Source organism: Paraburkholderia sp. BL9I2N2 (assembly GCF_004339745.1).
Taxonomy (GTDB): Bacteria; Pseudomonadota; Gammaproteobacteria; order Burkholderiales; family Burkholderiaceae; genus Paraburkholderia.
In genome coordinates, this window is the sequence record NZ_SMGP01000002.1 from 1,276,987 (window position 1) to 1,297,948 (window position 20,962).

At 62.2% G+C, this 20,962-nt stretch carries 21 protein-coding genes; 8 read left to right on the forward strand and 13 right to left on the reverse strand.

The annotated features are described in order from the left end of the window. The first annotated feature begins 89 nt into the window (after positions 1–89). Positions 90–524 carry a hypothetical protein gene (locus B0G74_RS27605; protein WP_132378235.1) on the forward strand — a complete coding sequence of 145 codons (435 nt, stop codon included), beginning with the start codon at positions 90–92 and terminating at the stop codon, positions 522–524. Between the two features lie 131 nt (positions 525–655). Here the strand turns inward: B0G74_RS27605 and B0G74_RS27610 are convergent, their stop codons facing one another. Both B0G74_RS27610 and B0G74_RS27615 read right to left on the reverse strand, forming a co-directional pair. Then, positions 656–2,608 carry an alkaline phosphatase PhoX gene (locus B0G74_RS27610; protein ID WP_132378237.1) on the reverse strand — a complete coding sequence of 651 codons (1,953 nt, stop codon included), beginning with the start codon at positions 2,606–2,608 and terminating at the stop codon, positions 656–658. A 220-nt stretch (positions 2,609–2,828) separates the two neighbouring features. Continuing rightward, positions 2,829–3,365, reverse strand: coding sequence for a hypothetical protein (locus B0G74_RS27615; RefSeq protein WP_132378239.1), 537 nt, complete (start codon positions 3,363–3,365; stop codon positions 2,829–2,831). 628 nt (positions 3,366–3,993) lie between these two features. Between B0G74_RS27615 and B0G74_RS27620 the strand changes: the two genes are divergently transcribed. The 3 genes from B0G74_RS27620 (at position 3,994) to B0G74_RS27630 (ending at position 6,454) form a co-directional block, all read left to right on the forward strand. Further along, positions 3,994–5,145 carry a porin gene (locus B0G74_RS27620; RefSeq protein ID WP_132378241.1) on the forward strand — a complete coding sequence of 384 codons (1,152 nt, stop codon included), beginning with the start codon at positions 3,994–3,996 and terminating at the stop codon, positions 5,143–5,145. Between the two features lie 199 nt (positions 5,146–5,344). Next, on the forward strand, positions 5,345–5,800 hold the full coding sequence (locus B0G74_RS27625; protein WP_132379419.1) for a hypothetical protein: 456 nt from the start codon (positions 5,345–5,347) through the stop codon (positions 5,798–5,800). A gap of 138 nt (positions 5,801–5,938) precedes the next feature. Beyond that, positions 5,939–6,454 carry a metal-dependent hydrolase gene (locus B0G74_RS27630; RefSeq protein ID WP_132378243.1) on the forward strand — a complete coding sequence of 172 codons (516 nt, stop codon included), beginning with the start codon at positions 5,939–5,941 and terminating at the stop codon, positions 6,452–6,454. Between the two features lie 3 nt (positions 6,455–6,457). Here B0G74_RS27630 and B0G74_RS27635 read toward each other — a convergent pair whose 3' ends face one another. From B0G74_RS27635 to B0G74_RS27645, 3 genes are all read right to left on the reverse strand, one after another. Next, entirely contained in the window at positions 6,458–7,279 is an 822-nt protein-coding gene (locus B0G74_RS27635; RefSeq protein ID WP_132378245.1) for an AraC family transcriptional regulator, read from the reverse strand. Between the two features lie 71 nt (positions 7,280–7,350). Next, positions 7,351–8,277, reverse strand: a complete 927-nt coding sequence (epsC, locus tag B0G74_RS27640; protein WP_132378247.1) for a serine O-acetyltransferase EpsC — start codon at positions 8,275–8,277, stop codon at positions 7,351–7,353. Positions 8,278–8,403: 126 nt separating this feature from the next. Then, complete coding sequence (locus B0G74_RS27645) at positions 8,404–8,637, reverse strand: hypothetical protein (protein ID WP_132378249.1); 234 nt, start codon at positions 8,635–8,637, stop codon at positions 8,404–8,406. A gap of 333 nt (positions 8,638–8,970) precedes the next feature. Here B0G74_RS27645 and B0G74_RS27650 point away from each other — a divergent pair, with 333 nt between their 5' ends. Together B0G74_RS27650 and B0G74_RS27655 are read left to right on the forward strand one after the other, a co-directional pair. Further along, positions 8,971–9,423: a DUF3005 domain-containing protein gene (locus B0G74_RS27650; RefSeq protein ID WP_132379421.1), complete on the forward strand. Its 453-nt coding sequence runs from the start codon at positions 8,971–8,973 to the stop codon at positions 9,421–9,423. A 214-nt stretch (positions 9,424–9,637) separates the two neighbouring features. Further along, positions 9,638–10,243, forward strand: coding sequence for a short chain dehydrogenase (locus tag B0G74_RS27655; protein ID WP_132378251.1), 606 nt, complete (start codon positions 9,638–9,640; stop codon positions 10,241–10,243). A 101-nt stretch (positions 10,244–10,344) separates the two neighbouring features. Here the strand turns inward: B0G74_RS27655 and araD are convergent, their stop codons facing one another. The 6 genes from araD to B0G74_RS27685 all read right to left on the reverse strand — a co-directional run bounded on the left by araD (position 10,345) and on the right by B0G74_RS27685 (position 17,466). After that, positions 10,345–12,096, reverse strand: a complete 1,752-nt coding sequence (araD, locus tag B0G74_RS27660; RefSeq protein WP_132378253.1) for an L-arabinonate dehydratase — start codon at positions 12,094–12,096, stop codon at positions 10,345–10,347. A 45-nt stretch (positions 12,097–12,141) separates the two neighbouring features. Then, entirely contained in the window at positions 12,142–13,080 is a 939-nt protein-coding gene (locus B0G74_RS27665) for an ABC transporter permease (protein WP_132378255.1), read from the reverse strand. Next, the gene (locus B0G74_RS27670) at positions 13,080–13,958 is read right to left on the reverse strand and encodes a sugar ABC transporter permease (RefSeq protein WP_132378257.1); all 879 of its coding nucleotides are present in this window, start codon (positions 13,956–13,958) and stop codon (positions 13,080–13,082) included. Before B0G74_RS27670 ends, B0G74_RS27665 begins: the two co-directional genes overlap by 1 nt. Beyond that, the gene (locus tag B0G74_RS27675; RefSeq protein ID WP_132378259.1) at positions 13,955–15,034 is read right to left on the reverse strand and encodes an ABC transporter ATP-binding protein; all 1,080 of its coding nucleotides are present in this window, start codon (positions 15,032–15,034) and stop codon (positions 13,955–13,957) included. Before B0G74_RS27675 ends, B0G74_RS27670 begins: the two co-directional genes overlap by 4 nt. An 84-nt stretch (positions 15,035–15,118) precedes the next feature. Continuing rightward, positions 15,119–16,288 carry an extracellular solute-binding protein gene (locus B0G74_RS27680; RefSeq protein WP_132378261.1) on the reverse strand — a complete coding sequence of 390 codons (1,170 nt, stop codon included), beginning with the start codon at positions 16,286–16,288 and terminating at the stop codon, positions 15,119–15,121. Positions 16,289–16,527: 239 nt separating this feature from the next. Further along, the gene (locus B0G74_RS27685; protein ID WP_132378263.1) at positions 16,528–17,466 is read right to left on the reverse strand and encodes an SMP-30/gluconolactonase/LRE family protein; all 939 of its coding nucleotides are present in this window, start codon (positions 17,464–17,466) and stop codon (positions 16,528–16,530) included. Positions 17,467–18,175: 709 nt separating this feature from the next. Between B0G74_RS27685 and B0G74_RS27690 the strand changes: the two genes are divergently transcribed. Next, positions 18,176–18,880, forward strand: coding sequence for a LuxR family transcriptional regulator (locus B0G74_RS27690; protein ID WP_132378265.1), 705 nt, complete (start codon positions 18,176–18,178; stop codon positions 18,878–18,880). Here B0G74_RS27690 and B0G74_RS27695 read toward each other — a convergent pair. Next, positions 18,864–19,181, reverse strand: a complete 318-nt coding sequence (locus B0G74_RS27695; RefSeq protein WP_132378267.1) for an XRE family transcriptional regulator — start codon at positions 19,179–19,181, stop codon at positions 18,864–18,866. The genes B0G74_RS27690 and B0G74_RS27695 overlap by 17 nt on opposite strands. Before the next feature lie 154 nt (positions 19,182–19,335). Between B0G74_RS27695 and B0G74_RS27700 the strand changes: the two genes are divergently transcribed. Next, a complete protein-coding gene (locus B0G74_RS27700) occupies positions 19,336–19,929 on the forward strand; it encodes an acyl-homoserine-lactone synthase (protein ID WP_132378269.1) in 594 nt (197 codons plus the stop codon). 123 nt (positions 19,930–20,052) lie between these two features. Here the strand turns inward: B0G74_RS27700 and B0G74_RS27705 are convergent, their stop codons facing one another. After that, positions 20,053–20,742, reverse strand: a complete 690-nt coding sequence (locus B0G74_RS27705; RefSeq protein WP_132378271.1) for a FadR/GntR family transcriptional regulator — start codon at positions 20,740–20,742, stop codon at positions 20,053–20,055. Positions 20,743–20,962 lie beyond the last annotated feature (220 nt).

Genomic DNA, 20,962 nt, shown 5'->3' on the forward strand with positions numbered 1-20,962 from the left:
CGTCGATGCGCAACGTCTTTTCGGGTCTCGAGATCACGCCACCGCCCGTTGCGAACACACTACATCGAATCGGGTGGCCGTCCACGCTTATGAAACGCTTTCTTTCGTCTGTACTCCTTGCTCTGGTGGCCGCCGCGCTGCCGCTCGCCAGTTACGCCACCGCGCTCGACGCGCCGCTTGCCTGCAATGAAAGCGGCCATCAGTTCATTGCCGACCTTGCGGAGCAACAGATGATCGACCCGAAGCCCACGCGCGTGGAGAGCAATTCGATCAATGCCTTCTCGCCGACCTCCGGCGCGAATCTGACCGCATACGGCTTTCGCGTGTTCGCGGTGGTCGGCTACGAAAAAGACGATCCCATGTTCCGTGTCGGCGACGGCGAGCCGGTCGCGCGTTCGGCCTACGGCGTCGTGGTGTTCGGCAGCGAAGCCAAGGTTCGGAACGCGATTGCCGGCACCGGCAGCACGGCGATCGTGCACCGCGTAGCGCCGCTTATTACGGCGATTTTTTGTAAACGGAGTTGAGGCGGCGCGCGGTCACCATGCTTGCGGGAATGTGCCGGCCGAAGAGCGGGACGCCGGGTTTCGGCGTTCCCGTGCGCGGCCTGACCGACACGCCATCACGCGCGCGGCAGGCCGATCCCACTCACACCTTTTTACAACTTGATCCCCGCCGGATCCGCCGTCAGATACCCCACCGTCGCCCCGAACCGGTCCTTGTAGTTGGCCCGCACGAGCGGATCGAGCGTCGATTTGATCTTGTCGTGCAACGGACTTTCCCAATCGCCGACGTGCTGAAAGTTGCTCATCACGTAAGTCCAGCCATTGATTTCGTCGACGGCGTGCAGGCCCGTCGACTCGGCGCCCGCCGGACAAGAGAGCACGCGCGCGAGCGTCTTCGTGTCGACGTTGTACGCCCACAGGAAGTTGTTCACGTGCATGCCGCTGTCTTCGCCGATAAAGAGCGTGCGCAGCTTCTCCGAGAACTTCAGGTTGTCCGGGTTCGCAATCCGCTCGGGGTTAGCGGTGTTGCCGAGCGCATCGGCCGCTGACAGATCCTCGCCGACCAGCGCCGCCGGCGCGGCCATGTCGACCGGCACCCATTCGCTGTTGATCGCGGCGCCGCTGCGATCGCGCTGGCCGCCCTTCATGTTCAGCGCGTAGACCGCGCCGGCGTTAATGGTCTTGTCGACGGCCACGTCGGTGGATGCCGCATTGCCCCGCACCATCGACTTCTCGATGCGCGACATCGCCGAATACAGCACCTTGTCCTTGATATTGACCGTCGTGCCTTCGAGTTTCGTGAAGCCCATGCTGCCGCCGGCCAGCGCCGCGTAGCGATGCGTCTCGAGGAACGTGGCCGCCTGGGTCATGCCGGGCTTGATACGCACCCAGTTGAAGGTGCCGTTGTAGTTGATCTTCGTGTAGGCCGGATCGAGCGGGTCTTTGGTCGCGACGTCCATGATGTCGCTCGCGCGCAACTGGTTGGCGAGCGCCTCGATTTCGTCGCTGGTCGCGTGGCCCAGGTTGATCCACGACAGCGTCGCCGCGCCCGCGCCGCTCGCGGACACTTGCGTCCACTTCGCGACGTACAGCGTGCCCGCCGACAGATCGGCTTCGCGATCCGCGATGAACATGAACAGGCCGCCGTTGGTCGCGTCGTCGCCCATCAGCACGGTGCGCTTGTCCGGCATCACCTGAATCAGCTCGTGCGAAATGCGGCCGAGGCAGTAGTGCTTTTTGATCGTGCCTGTACCGTCCGGATTGACGGTGACTTCCGGCAGATGCCCGTAGTGATACGGGTTCGCGGCGGTTTCATCGCCATACAGGCTGCGGCTGAAGCCCTTGAACTGGCTGTTGCCGGCAATCGTGGTGGCGTCCGGCTCGTACTCTTCGCTCGACAGATGCGTATTCCACGGCGACAGGCTCGCGCCGCAGGTGATCCACAAACCATGCGCCTTCGATGTATCGACGTTCGAATACCCCGCCAGCGTGAGCTTGCCGGTGGCCGGATCCTGATCGAGCGTGAGCACGGCGATCGGCGACGGCAGTTGGCCGTACATCGACACCAGACTCTGATCGCGGGTCGCGTATTCAAACTGCACGACGGCGAACACCGCGTTGCCCTTGAGGCCCTTCACCGCCGGATTGTCGAGGCGGATCAGCGAGCTGCCGTCCGGGCAATCCGAGTAGAACTGGCGCTCTTTGCCCGCCACCGATTTGTCGACGATCGGCTGATTGTTGATGTCGAAATAGCCGCCCGCGAGGATCGTGCCGCCCTTCACGTTCGGCACGTTGTCGCCGGTGACGAAGAACGGCTGATACGCCAGCTTGAACGCGCGGCTGCTGCCGTCGCTCAGTTGCACCGCCAAAGTCGAGGCGACCGTGGTCTTCGCCATGGCGGCGGGGTCGGCCAGCGTCGGCGCGGCCATGCTCGCGAATGCCGCGGAGACGAAGTTCGCGACCGGTTTGACCGGCGTCGCCAGTTCGTCGCTGCCCCCGCAAGCGGTCAGCATCGAAGCCGTGGCGAGCCCGCCGAGCGGCAGCATCGGCGCGCCCACGAGGAGTTTCAGGGCCTTGCGGCGGGAAAGGTCGAGCGGCTCTGCCATGTTGTCGTGATCCAGTGTTTGGGTAGCGTGGGCGAATGCACAGCCGGCACGCACTCAGACCCAAAACCACATGGTTCACGCTCGCGCCGCTATGACGCGAGGATTCTATGAAGCGAATGTGAAAGTATATTGACAGGTTTTAGTAATATTTTGTTCAGGCCGTTGGGAGACGACCTGGCCAGCCCCGGAGCCTGTCGCAGGCCGCGAGCGGAACCGATCTTTAACCTGGACGGCGAAACTCGTTCTCGACCCACGCCGCGGCGCTCGCCTTGCTGAGCTTGAAGTTGGGCGCGACCTGCACTTGCGCGAGCTGCTCGCCGAACGTGTCGAGCGCGGTCAACAACGCATACGGTTCGTCTTCGTCGGGAACGATGTCGAGCGTGATGTCGAGTTCGTCGTTGCCGTCCGCGCTCGCCACTCGCACTTCCTTATGGAGTTGCGCGCGCAGTTGCTGCTCGTGGCGCCGCAGCACTTCAGACGCGGTCTTCACCAGCGTGTTGAACGCCGAGGTGTCCAGCGGCTTCGGATCCTTCTTGTTGCGGCCCATCGTCCACGGACCGACGAGCGCGGGTTCCGCTTCGCCGTCCTTGATCATTTCGACGGCCCAGCCTTCGTCGTCTTCATTCTTGATGACGCGCGCGGTCCAGCCATCGTCGCGCCACAGGCGTGCTTCGTGCACGGTCTCGCCCAGTTCGGACGAGCCTTCCGTCGTGAGATCTTCAGCGGTGGCGGACGATGGAAGGGGTATATCGGTCATTACAGGTTCACTCACGTTCGCGGGGGCGGAAACACATCTCAAGCGCGCAATTCTACCCGCCTCGCACTCGGCGGATGCGGCCCTCTGACGAACGGACAAGCCACGGCGAGCGCATCGCCAATCGAAATAATCTATTTCCTTATTCGCGGGAACTTATAAACCGATTATAAAAAATCATAAAAAAACGCGGCCCGAAGGCCGCGTATAAAGACGAAAAAGATACCCTTGGTCAAGGGGCAAGACGAATTGTAGAACCGTAATTCATCGTAATAGATCCCGCGAATTGGAAGAGTGCATTGCGGGAACTAGAATAAATCGACAAAATATCTCGAAATAGACGCTATTCCTTACTGCTCATGGCTTGCGGCGATTCGTCGCGATCAGGCAACAACACGCCATTGACACGGCATCCATGAATTCACAGCCGAACAGATTTTTTCTTTATTTACCCGCACTTACACAATTCCGTATTCACCATTACGGATTCGAGAATTCATTGTTGTGCCATATGCGATTAAAGATAGGAATAGCAGGAATACACTTCGCAGCGGATCGTCAGCCCGCCGGCGCAATCGGCGGTGAGCACTGGAATGCGATTCCCCATGCACTGTTTCGGAGTTATCTAACCATGAAAAAAACCCTCATCGCAGCAGGCCTCCTGGGCGCGGTTGCCATCAGCGCCCATGCACAGAGCAGCGTGACCTTGTACGGCACGCTGGACGCCGGTCTCGTTTACTCGAACAACCAGGGCGGCCATAGCAACTGGCAACAAGGCAGCGGCTCGGTGTCGAACACCTACTTCGGCCTGCGCGGCAGTGAAGACCTCGGCGGCGGCCTGCATGCGATCTTCACGTTGGAGAACGGCTTCAACCTGAATAACGGTCAGGACACGGAAAGCAACACGATGTTCAACCGTCAGGCTTTCGTCGGTCTGAAGAGCGATCAGTACGGTGCGCTGACGCTCGGCCGTCAATACGATTCCGTGGTCGACTACCTGGCGCCGCTGTCCGAAGCCGGCGCGGGCTACGGCAACAACCTCGCGGCTCACCCGTTCGACAACGACAACCTCGATAACTCGTTCTCGATCAAGAACGCCGTCAAGTACACGAGCGCGAACTACGCGGGCCTGAAGTTCGGCGGCTTGTATGGGTTCAGCAATTCGGCCGGTGATTTCTCCAACAACCGTGCATGGAGCGTTGGCGCTTCGTATGACAACGGTCCGTTGAGCGTTGCCGCCGCTTACCTGCAACTGAACAAGTCGGGCAGCTCGAACCTGAGCGGCGCCGTGTCGCAAGGCGACGGCACCGCGGCGATCGCAGCCGATCTGCAGCGCACGTATGGCGCGGGCATCAACTACACGTATGGCCCGGCAACGGTCGGCTTCGTCTATACGCACACACAACTCGACGGCATTACCGGCGTGGATGTCGGCGGCACGACGTTGCCCGGCGTCGCCGGCACCAACCTGCACCTGGACAACTACGAGGTGAACGGCCGCTATGCACTGACGCCGGCACTGAGCCTCGCGGCGTCGTACACGTTCACGGACGGCAAGATGTCCGGCTCGAACGGTTCGGGCGATCCGAAGTGGCACACGGTGTCGCTGCAAGGCGACTACTCGCTGAGCAAGCGTACCGACGTGTACGTGGAAGGCGTGTATCAGCATGCGTCGGGCGAGCTCGGCAACTTCGGCTCGAACGTCGCGGCGATCAACACCCTCGCACCGTCGTCGAACGGCAATCAGCTGGCAGCGGCAGTCGGCCTGCGTCATCGCTTCTAAGTATTTTCAGGTGGTACGTGCGCAGCGAATGTATCGATTCGCTTCGTGAGCAACCCGCGCGTGACACGATCACGTCGCGGGTTTTTTATAGCCCTTACGTTTGGACACAATGCCGAGGGCCGTGGATAGTGACGACGCGCACACCCGGTGGGTATACTGACCGCAGTTGCCTTCCTTGCCGCAACGTTGCGATGTCGCGATGCCGTTGCGGTTGAACGGCGGCTTCGTCGCGAAGCATGACGTTGCGCTTCGCCCGCGCCCGAAGTTCCCGCGTACGACCGGGGACGCCGACGACCAGACCATGAAAAGACTTCTCCTGCTTGCCCCCGCTGCTGCCGCGCTCGCCGCGCTTGCCGGTTGCGGTTCTTCCAGCGGCCCAGCGCGCGACGCGTCCCTGCCGATGATGTACGTGTCGTCGCAACGCGCGCCTGCCTATATCGCCGATTGCCTCGAAAGCCGGTTGTCACGCGTGCGTATGTCGCGCGTCGGCGGCGCGACGGAGATCGCCGTCGGCTCGGATTCGAACAACTCGTATTTCGTGACGCTGACGCCGTCGAACACCGGCTCGGTCATCAAGGTGATGCATCCCGCGAACGCGCCGGACGATCCGCCGGAACCGGAAATGCGCTTCGATATTGCACGCTGCGCGACCTGAGCTTCGGTCGCACGCTGCGTTTTGAAGGCTACGCCGACGCGCGATTTTTTTAACTCGCGTGTCGGCTATTTTTTTATCCGCTCATCTGCGAACATAGCCGCCCTTTGTTCTTGATGCGGCGCTCTGCCGCGAGTTTCGATGGCATCCAGCAAAGCACATCACGCTACCGGTTTTGCAGCCGGCGTCATCGCGGCGGCGATCGTCGCGCGCATCGGCGGCGGCGGTTCGTTTCATCTCGGCGTGGTGTTGAGTTTCATCACCGGTGTGATTGGCAGCACGGCGCCGGACTGGCTCGAAGTCGCGTGGTGGTCGCACGCGCGGCGTCTGTGGATCACGCATCGCACGCTCACGCATTGGGGCGTGGGATGGCTCGCGTTGCTCGCGGTGTCGTACCACTGGCTCGGGCATTCCGTGTATGCCGCGCCGACGTTCGGATTTGCCTGCGGCGGTCTGATGCATCTGTTCGCTGACTGGCCGAATCCATTAGGCGTACCGTGGATTGCCGGCCGGCATTCGTTGAATCTCTGGAATAGCGGGCACTGCGATCTGATCGTCGTGGCGGCTTCGTGGGCGGCGGCGTGGTTTATCGGGCAACACGTCTGGTTGCATGGCATGCATGGCACAGCTTTGCTGCAGCATTTGCGAATCGGATAAACATCACCGCAGCGCGGCCGCGTAGTTCGCGGGCGTCACACCGAGTAAGCGCACGAACGCGCGCGTCATGTGACTCTGATCGGCAAAGCCCGCTGCGGCGGCTGCATCGGCAAGCGTCGCGCCCCGCGCGATCCATTGCCTCGCGAGCACCACGCGACGCTGCATTCTGTACGCGTGCGGCGGCAGACCCATTTCATGCGCGAAGCCACGCAGCAACTGAAAACGGCTCATGCCGGCATCGGCGGCGAGATTCGCCAGTGTGAGCGCAGAGGAAGGATCGTCGTCGATGCGTGCTTTCGCTCGCGCAATCGGACCCAACGCATCAGTCGACGATGAGCGTATCGGCCGCGTCGCATGCACGCGCACGAGATGCCCGAGCAGTTCGAGCAACGCCTCCTCGCGCGCCAGATCGTCCGTCACGAAAGGCACTTCCACCGCGACGCTGAAGAGCCGCTCGAACAAACGCTTCAGCAAAGGATCGTGCGCCACCGGCTGCGTGAGTTCGAGCTCGCGCGCCGCCGCGCCGGTCAGTTCACTCGCGGCGGTGACGAACATCGACGGTTCGAAATACAACATGCGCCACGTGCGCCCGCGCTCATCGAGCGGACTGCCGTCGTGGACTTCGCCGGGATTGACCATGATCGCGTCGTTGGCGCGCGCTTCGACGAGTCCGCGTCCGCTCGCCGACCGGTGCCCGCCGCTGAGGATCACACCGATGCCGAAGCGGTCGTGCGAATGGCGCGGAAACGCATGCGCAGTTTCGGCCACCGTCGCTTCGACGCCGGCAATCGCGCAGCGAGGCATGTGAACGCGGCCGCGCGGCATGGTCATCGCTCAGCAACTGATGGGAGGTTTGCGCATCGAAACACGCGAGCACGCGCGAACGAAGCCGCGCATCACTGCCGCCCCTCGTCGGACCGCTCGCCTTCGCGGATCTTGCCTTGCGACACGCTGCTGCCCGGCGGCACGCTGTGCGTGAGCCACACGTTGCCGCCGATCACCGAGCCGCGCCCAATCGTCACGCGCCCGAGAATCGTCGCGCCGGCATAGATCACGACGTCGTCCTCGACGATCGGATGGCGTGCGTTGCCTTTGACGAGCGTACCGTCGAGATCCGCGGCGAAACTCTTCGCGCCGAGCGTCACGGCCTGATACACGCGCACGCGCTCGCCGATGATCGCGGTCTCGCCGATCACGACGCCCGTGCCGTGGTCGATAAAGAAGCTCGGCCCAATCGTCGCGCCGGGGTGAATGTCGATGCCGGTTGCCGAGTGCGCGATCTCGTTGATGAAACGCGCCAGCAACGGCACGCCCAGGCGATGTAGCGCGTGCGCGAGCCGATGATGCGTCATCGCCCACACGCCCGGATAGCAAAGCAGAATTTCGGTGATGTGCTGCGCAGCCGGATCACCGGTGAAAGCCGCCTGAATGTCGCTGACCAGCAGCGCGCGAATGCCCGGCAATTGCGTGCCGAATTCACGCGCGACGTCAAACGCGCGCGCTTGCAAATCCGCATCGGGTGTTTCACCGAACTCCGGCAAAAAACGCAGCGCGCGGCGAATCTGTTCCGCCAGCAGCCGCAACGTGCTTTCAAGCGTATGGCCGACGTAATAGTCGACGGTTTCGTCAGTCAGATCGGGCGCGCCGTAGTGCGTGGGAAACAGCGCCGCGCGCAAGCCGGCGACGATGTTGATCACTGCTTCGCGCGACGGCAGTTCGCGAATGCCGAGCGGATGCCGCGTGCGATGCAATTCTTCACGCGACGCGCGCAAGTCGGCGACGATCTGTTCGAGGCCCCAGTTATGGGAAGGCACGTTAGGCATAAAAGGACAGCGCCGTGCGGTGAGCAGGCTTCGAAGTGATTATGCCGAGAGATTACCGCGTTTTGCCGCGGCTCGCGCAGCACCGCGCGACGGCGTGCCATACGCGGCATGGCACGCCGGAGGCGCTCAGATGGTTACGCTGCTCGCGTCGATCCAGCGCACGGCCCAATCGCGGGCATGAGCAATGGCGGCCGCTTCGTCACGAAAGCGCAAGTCGGTGGGGAAAAAACGGTTGGCGACCAGTTCGCCGTCGCTCGAGCGGGAGATGACTACGTAAGGTTGCCAAGTGCCATCGACCGCGCGCGCCGGCGCGCAATTTAACAAATAGCCGCGATGTGTGAATGCAGCATCGAAGTGCATGTGTCACCCGCCCTGACGGCCCCGTAAAATGTTTTGAGTGGCGCGCAGACGGTGCTGCCGGCCATGAAGAAATAGCCGGACCGAATGTCTTCAATTTAACCGCGCTTCGCTCGTCGGAGTAAGATCATACTCTGTAGAAAATACGCGTCCATTAAAAAAAACGAAAAGAATCCCGGACGCAATCGCCAGCCGAATACCTCACTTGCAACTGCGCATACAACTACGCATGCAACTGCGGACAAAGCGCAGTGAAAACAGGTGAATCAGGGTTTGTGCGAGGCGGAACGGGTTTTGCTGCATGTCACACCATGTCCTCTTCAAGGAGAACGCATGATGAACAGCGATATCAACAAGCCAGCAGACGCGAACCAGCCGGCGGCCACTCACGGCCCGAGTTCGACGGAACTGCACAACGACCGCACCCACGACAGCACCGTCGACACCGACGGCAAGAATCTGGAAGCCGCGCGCATAGCGGGCCACAGCCCGATCTCGCCCGACGAGATCACCACGAGCAATGCGACCCTCACGAACAGCGTGCCCGAGGCGCACGACGGCATGGCCGGCTTCGACAGCCGGGTTGGCGGCAATCATCTGCTGCTGGCGCTCGAGCCGGGCTGCACGGTGATCGACAAAGGCATGGTCGCGCCGCAGGGCGCATATTCGGCGGATCATCAATACGACGATCCGCGACCGGTTGGCAGCCGTCAGGAGCGCGGCCGTATCCATTACGCCCTTAATCATTTACGCCCTACCCGGCTGATCGAATTACATCGGGTGAAATAAACATTTGCGCTGGTCCTGATTTGGTCCGTGTTTGAATTCAGACGCAGGCCCCGATTAATCAGTGTATTGCGAAGCGCGCACCGTTTGATTCGCGGTGCGCGCTTTTTCTTCGATTAGAAACTCAGGGTTGCAGGACCTACGCGCCGCGCAGACTGTTTCCTTCTGACGAACGCGGGCAGAATCGACTGCACATCAACCCTCAACGGAGCAGTAGATGAAAAAGATCGTCGTGATCGGCGCCACCGGCACGCTGGGCCAGGCGGTGAGCGCGGAACTGAAGGCGCGCCATGAAGTGATCGAAGTCGGCGCGACGCGTGGGCAGTACCACGTCGACAGCACCGACCCGGCGAGCGTCGAGCGGCTCTTTCGCGAGATCGGCAAAGTGGACGGCGTCGTCACGACGACCGGCAAGGTGCATTTCGGTCCGCTGCCCGACATGAGCATCGAGCAGTTCTGGGTCGGCCTGCGCGACAAGCTGATGGGCCAGATCAACGTGGTGCTCGCGGCTCAGCAATACGTGAACGACGGCGGCTCGTTCACGCTGACGAGCGGCATCATCGGCGACGAGCCGATCCTGCAAGGCGCGAGCGCGACCACCGTCAATCTGGCACTCGAAGGTTTCGTGCGCGGCGCGGCGATCGAGTTGCCGCGCGGCATTCGCATCAACGTGGTGAGCCCGACCGTGCTCACCGAAGCAATGGACGCTTATGCGCCCTACTTCCGAGGCTTCGAGCCGGTGACGGGGCAGCGCGCGGCGATGGCCTATCTGCGCAGCGTGGAAGGCGCGCAGACCGGCCGCGTGTATCGCGTGGGATATTGAAGTGAAGGATTCACGCGATGCGGTCGAGCCGCATCGCGCCCTCTCCCAGTGATTCGCCACTCTGCGGCGGCTGCGTTACGCTCTCGACGCCCCTCGTTGACTCAGTGAATCTCCGGCTCGCCCGCGGCGTGCGCATCCGGGGCCGCATGCGCGCCGCCGCGTTGCAGGAAATCGAAATCGCAACCTTGATTCGCCTGCATCACGTGCACCTGATGCATCGCGCCGTAGCCGCGCGTGAAACGCGGCGCCGGCTTGACCCACGCTGCCTTGCGGCGCGCGAGTTCCTCGTCGCTCACCAGCAGGTTGAGTTTGCGCCGCGGCACGTCGAGCTCGATCATGTCGCCGCTCTCGACCAGCGCAAACGGTCCGCCGATGAACGACTCGGGCGCGACATGCAACACGCACGCGCCGTAACTCGTCCCGCTCATCCGCGCATCCGATATGCGCACCATGTCGCGCACCCCTTTTTGCAGCAACTTCCGCGGTATGGGTAATTGGCCCCATTCAGGCATACCCGGAGCGCCGACCGGCCCGGCATGCTGAAGCACGATCACACAGTTTTCGTCGATGTCGAGCGCTTCGTCGTCGATGCGCGCGGCCATGTCGTTGTAATCCTTGAACACCACTGCGCGACCCGTATGCACGAGCAGATGCGGCTCAGCGGCGCCGGGTTTGATCACGGCACCGTCCGGCGCGATATTGCCGCGTAGCACCGCGAGCCCGCTATTGGGCAACAGCGGCTTGTCACGCCGGCGGATCACGTCGTCGTTGAAAATCTCCGCGCCTTCGAGATTCTCACCGAGCGTGTGGCCGTTGACGGTTTTCTGCGAACGGTCGATCAACTCGCCGAGTTCAGCGAGCAAGGCCCGCAAACCGCCCGCATAGAAAAAGTCCTCCATCAGATACGCGCCGGTCGGGCGAACGTTGGCCAGCACCGGCGTGTGGCGCGAGATGTCGTCGTAGCGATCGAGCGTCAGTTCGATGCCGGCGCGGCGCGCGAGCGCGATCATGTGCACGATCGCGTTGGTCGAACCGGACAGCGCGAGGCAGGTGGTCACGGCGTTGTCGACGGAACCGGCGGTGAGCAGATCGGAGGGCTTGAGATCCTCCCACACCATCTCGACGATACGCATGCCGGTTTTCGCCGCCATCTGCGCATGACGCGAATCCGCTGCGGGAATCGACGCGAAACCGGGCAGCGTGAAGCCGAGCGCTTCGGCCGCGCTCGTCATGGTCGACGCGGTGCCCATGGTCATGCAGTGCCCGGGCGAGCGCGCAATGCCGCCTTCGATGCCTTGCCAGTCGTCTTGCGTGATCGTGCCCGCGCGCAGCTCCGCCCAGTACTTCCAGGCGTCGGAACCGGAACCGAGCGTCACGCCGTTCCAGTTTCCGCGCAGCATCGGGCCGGCGGGCAGAAAGATCGCCGGCAAATCCATCGAGATCGCGCCCATCAGCAAAGCCGGCGTGGTCTTGTCGCAACCGCCCATCAGCACGACACCGTCGGCCGGATAGGAGCGCAGCGTTTCTTCGGCTTCCATGGCGAGGAAATTGCGGTAAAGCATCGTGGTGGGCTTCTGGAACGGCTCGGAGAGCGTCTGCACCGGCAGTTCGACCGGAAAGCCGCCGGCCTGCCAGATGCCGCGTTTCACTTCCTCGACGCGCTGCTTGAAGTGCGTGTGGCACGCGTTGATCTCGCTCCATGTGTTGAGAATCGCGATGACCGGCTTGCCGGCGTATTCCTCGCGGTCATAGCCCATTTGCGCGGTGCGCGAGCGATGGCCGAACGACCGCAGATCGTTCACGCCGTACCAGCGGTGGCTGCGCAATTCCTCGGGTTTCTTTCTCTTCGTCAACGTCTGCTCCACGATGTCTTTCGCCGTGCCCCGCAGGGGTTTCCTTCAGCGCTTTTGCTCCTTCACTCGCGACACGATCTGCGTCGGGCTCACGAATTGCAGTGCGATCAGCACCCAGATCAGCGTGATTGCCATATAGATCATCGCCATCGCATCGATCGATTGCGGCGCGCGCACGCCGGTTGAAAATACAGCGTAGTACAGGGCGACCACGAGCGTTTGCGTCGCCGGGCCCGCGGTGAAAAAAGTCAGCTCGAACATGCCGATGGTGCGCACGAGCACCAGCAAGCCCGCCGCCAGCATGCCGGGCACAAGCAGCGGCAGCAGCACGTAGCGGAAATAGCGGAACGTGTTGGCGCCGAAAATGCGCGCCGCCGCTTCGAGATTCGGATCTATCTGTTCGATGAACGGCGTCATCACGAGAATCACGAATGGCAGTGCCGGCACGAGATTGGCCAGGATCACGCCGCTCAGCGTGCCGGCGAGGCCGACCTTGTACATGACCGTCGCCATGGGAATGCCGTAGGTGACGGGCGGCACCATCAGCGGCAACAGGAAGATCAGCATGGCGACGCGCTTGCCTGGAAACTGCACTCGGGCGAGCGCATACGCCGCCGGCACGCCGAGCAGGACCGACAGCAGCACGACTGCGCCGACCACTTCGACGGTCACCCACAACACGCTCGCCAACTGGAAGTCGCTCCATGCCTGCGCATACCAATGCAGCGTGAAGCCTTGCGGCAACAAGGTGCCGAACCAGCGCGTCGCCACCGAATTGACCGCGACGGTCGCGATCAGCAGCACCACGTTGACGAGGAAGAACACCATGGCGCCCCACACCAGCACGCGCCAGATTCGGCCCGGCACGCTGGTGCGTTGCCGGGTTTGGCCCGCGCTCTTATCCGGCTCGCGCGCGCCGTCACCGTGATCTTTCGATGTCGACGCCGACCACGAAGGCTGCGCCGCGCGATGATCGGTCGTCATCAGCCTTTGCCTCCGGTTGCCGGACCGCTGTAGAAGAAGCGGCGCGCGCCGAGCAGCGCGGCGACCACCAGCAACTGCACGAAGCCCATCACCATCGCGATTGCGGAGGCCAGCGAGTAGTCGTAGCTTTCGAATGCGGCTTCGGCGGCGGCAATCGACATCACACGCGTCGGCCCGGCGGGCGCGCCGAGCAACACTGCCGACGGAAACACCGAAAACGCCTGCACGAACGACAGACACGCCGCCATCGTCAAGCCCGGCACCAGCAGCGGCAGATAAATGCGGCGAAACTGCTGCCACGGACTCGCGCCGAGCGTCGCCGCCGCGGCCGCGAGCGTCGGGTCGATGCCGGTCACATACGACAGCGTCAACAGAAACGCAAACGGAAAACCCGACACGATCAGCGAGATCAGCACGCCCCAGAAGTTATGCGTGAGTCGCACTTCGCGCGCATAGAGATGCAGACCGTGCAGCGCTTGCGGAAACCAGCCGTTCGGGCCGAAGTACGTGAGCATGCCGTCGGCGATCAACACGGTGCCGAGCGTCACAGGAATCACCAGCAGCGTCGTGACGACCTTCTGATAGCGCGAGTACCGGCGCAATGCGAAGGCCACCGGCACCGAGACGCCCACGTTGATCAGCGTGGCGGGCACCGCGAGCTTGAGCGTGACGAGAATCGTCGGCCACATCGACGTGTCGGTGAAGAACGTCAGATAGTTGGCCCAGAGGCCGCCGCCGTTCATCGGCCGGAACGACAGCACCAGACCGTACGCAAACGGATAGATGAACAACGCGACGATGAAGAGCAAAGCCGGCGCGACGAGCCACGCCTTGGCGTCACGCGGAACGAGCGGCGGCGACAGCGTGGGCAGGCTCATGCCGCCTCGGCATCGTAGACGAGCGTGCGCGACGGCGGCACGCGCAAGCTGATTCGCTCGCCCTCTTCGAATTCTCCGGCGACGCGCGCCCAGATATCGCCGAACGCTGTCTTGACGCGCAGCAACGAATCGCGGCCGCCGTATTCGACGGTCGTCACCAACGCGTCGAAGGCATTCTCCGCACCGGGCACGGCGCGCTCCATATCCTCGGGGCGCAACGCGACGCTCACGCGTTTGCTGTTGAAGCCGGCCATCGGCGTGCCGAGCAGACGCACACCGTTTGCGCTCACCAGCACGCCTTCGCCTTGCGTGCCTTCGAGTTCGAATTCGGCCACGTTGCGATAACCCATGAAGCGCGCGACGTGCAGATTCTGCGGCCGCGTGTAGACCTCTTTCGGCGTGGCAACCTGTTGCACCACACCCTCCCTCATCACGACGATGCGGTCGGCCATGGAAAGCGCTTCGTCCTGATCGTGCGTCACGTAGAGCGTCGCACGCTCGAGCTGGTTGTGGATGCGGCGAATTTCCGCGCGCATTTCGATCCGTAGCTTGGTATCGAGATTCGACAGCGGTTCGTCCATCAGAATCAGCGGCGGCTCGATCACGATCGCGCGCGCAATCGCCACGCGCTGCTGCTGGCCGCCGGACAGTTGTCCGGGCAGCTTGCGTTCGTGCCCGACCAGTTGCACGAGCTGCAACGCTTCACGCACCCGGCGCACGGCTTCGCTCCTGCCGACGCCGCGCATCTTCAAACCGAAGCCGACGTTGTCGAGCACGCTCATATGCGGAAACAGCGCGTAGTTCTGAAACACCATGCCGAAGCCGCGCTTCTCTGGCGGCAGCACGTCGATGCGCTTGTCGTCGAGCCAGATGCCGCCGGCGCTCAACGGCTGCAACCCGGCAATGCAATTGAGCGCCGTCGATTTGCCGCAACCGGAAGGCCCCAGCAACGCGATGAACTCGCCCCGTTGGATGGTCAGATCGAGGCCGCGCAGCGCCGCGATCGCCTGGCCTTCCGCATTCGTAAAACTGCGGCTCACCGAGTCGAGCCGCAACTGCTCAAAGTGATGCTTCATGGCGGTTTCCTGATACGCGTGATGCGCCGTGTCACGTATCACGCGTGGATCGCAACATCATGCATGCACGGCCAGACGAGGAGACTATTTGGTCTTCTGCGCGCCGACCTCGGTGTCCCATTTCTTGAAAGCCGCGACCATCGCCGCGGCGTTCAGCGGCAAGACGTGCGGGCGCTCGGCTAACAGCTTCGCATACTCCGGCCGGCCGTATTTCTTCAGCACGTCCTGGCTGTGCGCGGGCGCCTGCTCGACGCTCACACCCTTGATCGCCGGACCGGGGTAGAAGTAACCGTCGTCATAGGTCATGGCCTGCTGCGCCGGTTCGAGCATGAAGTTCATCAGCTTGTAGAGCACGTCGAGCTTTTCCTTCGGCACGCCTTTCGGAATCACCATGTAGTGCGCGTCGTTCACCCACGTCATGTTGTCGAACGCCTGCACGCGGAATTCCGCCGGCACGATACCGAGCGCGCGCGGATTGATGTCCCAGCCCGTCACGGTCACGGTCATATCGCGGGTGCCTTCGCCAAGCTCCTTCATCACCGCCGACGTGCCGCCCGGATAGTAAGGAATGCAATCGTTCAGTTGCGTGAGAAAGGCCCACGTCTTGTCCCAGCCGTGAATCGGGTCCTGCGGATCCTTGTCGCCGAGTATGTAGGGCAAGCCCATCAGGAACGTGCGGCCCGGACCGGAATTCGCCGGGCGTGCGTAGATCAGCTTGTCCGGATGCGCCTTGCACCATTGCAGCAATTGCTCGGGCGTCTTCGGCGGGTCGCTGACTTTGGCGGGGTTGTATTCGAGCAGCGGGCCGGCCGGCATATACGCGACTTCGAGCCCGTAGCCTTGGGCGAGATCCTGCATCTTGCGCGGACCCGGCGCGTACTTATCGAGCACGCCAGGGAACGCCGCCGCGTTCTCGGGCAGCAGCTTCATCCAGAGACTCTGTTCGATGCCGGCGGCAAGCGCGTCGGTGCCGGTCAGCACGAGATCGATATCGGAGCGGCCCGCGGCCTGCATCGCCTTGATCTTGCCGGGCAACTGCGGCGCCGGCGCGTTCGTGAAGGTGAGATTGGCGACGAGGTTCGGGTACTTCGCCTTGAAGGCCTCGAAGCCCTTTTGCGTGAGTTGAAGGTCGCCGGCCACGTCGACGATATTGAGTGTGACCGGATCGGCCGCATGCGCGGCGGATGCGAAAGCGGCGCTCGCCGCGAGACATACGGACACCAGCCTGAGCGCCAACCTGTGTGAAACAGTCATTGCGTCTCCTCGCTTCTTGGTATGGAAATCCGCCAGTCGAATGCGCTGCGGGCGGTGTCTTTCTACCAAAGGAACATAGCGAAGCGGAACAGCTGATGTCAAGCAAATACTCGTGGCGGCTCCGGGCTCATGAAAGCCGCCATTTTCGCGGTGAATCCTTGCCGCTCAACGGCTTGCGCGCTGCATCCAAGGGCAAACCCGGAGCCGCTCATGACCTCTGATGACGACTTGTCTGGCAACTAGCCGCCTTGCACGCCTTGCGTATTCACGTAGAGCGAATAGAGGCCGTGGCTTGCCGCCATGAAGAGTCGGTTGCGATGCCGTCCGCCGAAGCATACGTTCGCGCAACGCTCCGGCAATGCTATGTGGCCGAGCGGCTCGCCTTGCGACGTGAAGACGCGCACGCCGTCGAGTTCGTCGGTGCCCATGCCCCAGCCGCACCACAGATTGCCGTGGACATCGACGCGAAAGCCGTCCGGCGTGCCCAGGCCGGCGTCGATCAGCACGCGGTTGTTCGACAGCGCGCCGCCGTCGCCGTCGACATCGAACGCACGGATCTTGCGCGGCTCACCGCGCGATTCGACGATGTACAGCACCGACTCGTCCGGAGAAAACGCCAGACCGTTGGGGCCTAGCACGTCATCGGCGACGACGGTGACTTCGCCGGATTGGCCGTCGACGCGGTACACGCACGCCGTCAGTTCCGACTCCTGCCGCTCGCCCTCATAGAATCCGTCGATGCCGAAGGTCGGATCGCTGAACCAGATCGAGCCGTCCGATTTCACGACCACGTCGTTCGGCGAATTGAAGCGCTTGCCGCGGTAGCGGTCGGCGAGCACGGTGATCGATCCGTCGTATTCGGTGCGCGTGACGCGCCTCGTCAGATGCTCGCAGCTGACGAGGCGCCCCTGACGGTCGCGCGTATGGCCGTTCGCATTGTTCGACGACTGGCGAAACGCCGACACCGTGCCGCTCGGTTCGTCCCAGCGCAGGATGCGGTCGTTCGGAATGTCGCTCCACAGCAGATAGCGGCCGTCGCCGAACCAGACCGGGCCCTCGGACCAGCGGGCGCCCTGATACAGACACTCGACGGACGCGGAAGCCAGGATCAGTGCTTTGAAGCGCGGATCGAACACGCGGATGGAGGGATCGGGATAGCGTCGGTTGTTGTCGGTCATACTGGTGGCTTCGGGCTCAAGGTTCAGTGGCATGGGTTGGCTTGCGCGAATTCGTGCTCCAACGCGAGCAGCGCCCGCGCGGCGTGCTCGATCTTCGCATGATGCTCCGGCGGCGTCGCGAATCGGGGATTCGTTCACGTGGCCTCACACCGGGAGCGGGACAGAATGGCGCGCTCAGGTAGCAAGGGGCTTGGAATGTTGTCAAACAACTTGGCGACAAGCCCGGCTTCGCGAATTCTTCGCGCGGATCGCGAACCTCGCAAACTACGCGGTGTTGCTTTTGTATGACAATAGAGCGTGGACGATGACGTTTGTGTCGCGGCAACCGTGCAGCCCGCAAACATTCAATATCGGCAATCAGTGCGATTTTGACTGAAATTTTGGCAGCGGCCGCTAATTAGAATGCTTTCACAATAATGTTGCCAACGAATGGCATCAAAACGGCTACTACGAGAAAATTACCCACATTAACCATCGGTGAATGTTAACTCGGTCAAAAAATCGGATACAAAGAGCGATTCATTCGCATTCTCGCTAAACCATCACCGTCGCCATTTTGTTAGAAATCACTTCTGGCTTTGCGAAATAAATTTTGGTGATAGATTGTGAAGATAAAAACCAACGGACGGAATGCCGTACCGCAATTTACCGCAACGGGATGTTTGCGAGCCTGAGAGAGTAAAAATTGTCGCTACATTTTATCGAGCAGATGGCACCGCTACTGGACGCCGCCGACGAAGCGGAATGGTTCGGTGCAATCGCGGGCCTCGCCGAGACGTGGGGCTTCGACAGACTTTTGATCGCCATGCTGCCGCGCCCGACCATTCGCCTCGAAGACGCTTATGTGCGTAGCACGTACTCCCCCACCTGGCGCCGAACTTATGACGAGCAGGGACTGGTTCACATCGATCCGACCGTCGCGCATTGCGCGACGCGCGCCACGCCGCTGATCTGGTCGCCGGATATTTTCACTACCGCGGCGCAGCTTTCCATGTACGAGGAAGCCCGCGCGCATGGGTTGCGCGCCGGCGTGACATTGCCGATTCATGGACCGAACCAGGAAGCCGGCATGATGTGCTTCGTCAATGACAACAATCCCAACGACGAATTCTGGCGCCATATCAACGTGGCATTGCCGAATCTGGTGTTATTGCGCGATCTTGTAATCGATACCAGCCAGCGGCATTTGAATACGCACGCTCAAACCTTATTGCCCAAGCTCACGCCGCGTGAACGCGAATGCCTGAAATGGACCGCACGCGGCAAATCCACCTGGGAAATCTCCCACATCCTGAACTGTTCGGAAGCCGTGGTGAACTTCCACATGAAGAACATCAGGACGAAATTCGGTGTGAATTCGCGGCGTGCGGCGGCCGTGATTGCAGCCCAGCTCGGGCTTATTGACCCGGGTTGAGAAAGGCCGCGGCGTCGCGGCTGTAGAGCACGCGCTCGGCGCGGCCCAGATCGGCGTCGGACACGGTTTTGGTGAAGTACAGACCGAGCAGGATCGACACCGGCGCCGGAATTTCAGCACCCGACTCGAACCGGCTGCCGCGCGACTGCGTGACGCCGAAGCGGGCCCAGAAACGGCGTTGGCTCTCTTTTTTCTTCTTGCGGTAAGCAATGATCAGAACGCGGTCCACCGCCGTGGAAGGCTCCGCCGGGCGGGTTTGAAGACCGGTTTGCGGTTGCCAATGATTTTCGAGGAGTTCCATTTTTTCGGTCCTGTCGGTTGAGTGCAGTGCTTGTCTCGAATTTTGCGTTACCCGATAAGCATGCGCACCTATCCAGGTAGGTAGGTGGCAGAAACATTCAAAATGCATAAGTTTTCTTGCGTATTGGGTACCCCAACACGTTCAGGAGAACGTCATGCAAACAGCAATCCGGATTGGAATGCGTCAGGAATTCGACAACGCGGACATTAACGAGATGTACCGCCTGCGGGCGCGGGTGTTTCACGGCCGGCTCGGGTGGGATATCCCGACGATCGCGGGCATGGAGATCGACGGCTACGACGCGCTCGGGCCGCATTACATGCTGATCCAGGCGGACGACGGGCAAGTGCGCGGCTGTTGGCGCCTGATGCCGACCGAGGGCCCCAACATGCTGAAGGACACCTTCCCGCAGTTGCTGCACGGCGCGGCGGCGCCGGTTGGGCGGCACATCTGGGAATTGAGCCGGTTCGCGATCGAAACCGGCGGCGAGGAGCAATCGTTTGGCTTTGCGGACCTGACCATGCAGGCGATTCACGAACTCGTGACGTTCGCCGACCAGATGGGCATCACGCGGTATGTCACGGTGACCACCACGCCGATCGAGCGGCTGCTGCGCAAGACCGGGATCGAGATCAGCCGGCTCGGGTCGCCATTGCAGATCGGCGTGGAGCGGGCGGTGGCGCTGGATATCGCCGTGAGTTCCAAGACTCGAACCGCGCTGTTCGGACCGATGGCCGCCGCTGCTTAGCTGCTTTACTCCGCTGCCGCGAGAGCGGCAGGTTCTACGCCCTGTCGCACCGTGCGGGAATTACCGCGGCACGGTGGCCCGATGGCGCTGCAACGCCGCCGCGCGACGACAGCGCGCGGACACTCAGGAGCCGAACATGCGCTCGAGCGCGTTCTCGAGATGCACTCGCATGGCGCTTGCAGCGCCCGGCGCGTCCTTGCGCCGGATCGCCTCGAGCACCGCCATATGCTCCGCCTGCACGAGCCGCTGCCGCGCCACCGTCTTCACCAGCGAAAGATTGCGCGACAGGTTCATGCTGAAGAGGATTTGCTCCTCGATAAACGACATGACCGTGATGAAAAACGGATTCTTCGACGCGCGCGCCACCGCCAGGTGAAACATGAAGTCGTCTTTCGCGCCGATACCCTGCGTCTCGATGATCCGCTCCAGCTGATCCCATGCGTGCTGGATGGCGGCGATGTCGTCGGCGTCGGCTTTGAGCGCCGCCTGCTCCGCCGCACCCGCTTCTGTCACGATGCGAAATTCGTAGCAGCGGCGGATGTCGGACAGCGTTTCGAGCGGCGCGAAGCGGCGCACGTCCGGATCCGGCCGCCGCGCGACCGTCGTGCCCGATCCGTGCCGCGTCATGATGATGCCGTCCGCCCGCAAGCGCGCCAGCGCTTCGCGCACCGTCGGCCTGGACGTCGCGAAACGCTCCGCCAGCGCATGCTCGGTCGGCAAGCGCTCACCTTCCTTGTACTCGCCCTCGACAATGCGGTTGAGAATGTCGCCGTAGATCTTGTCGGGCAAGCCCGTCGTTTTGCGCTCGTTCATCAGCGGACTGAAGCAGCTTGTCTGAGTAGGCTGTAATTGTAAGGCAAACCCGGCCTTATTTTGGCCACCGATATGCATTGCAAATTGGAGCGAAGTCCCGCCGACGCTTGCCTGGCAGCGCTTGCCGAACAGGACGGCCTCGCGGCAAAATTTGACAAGAGTTTGATTTACATCCAGGTCGAATGCATGTTTTTCAGCGATCATTTAAGCTCGCATCAGC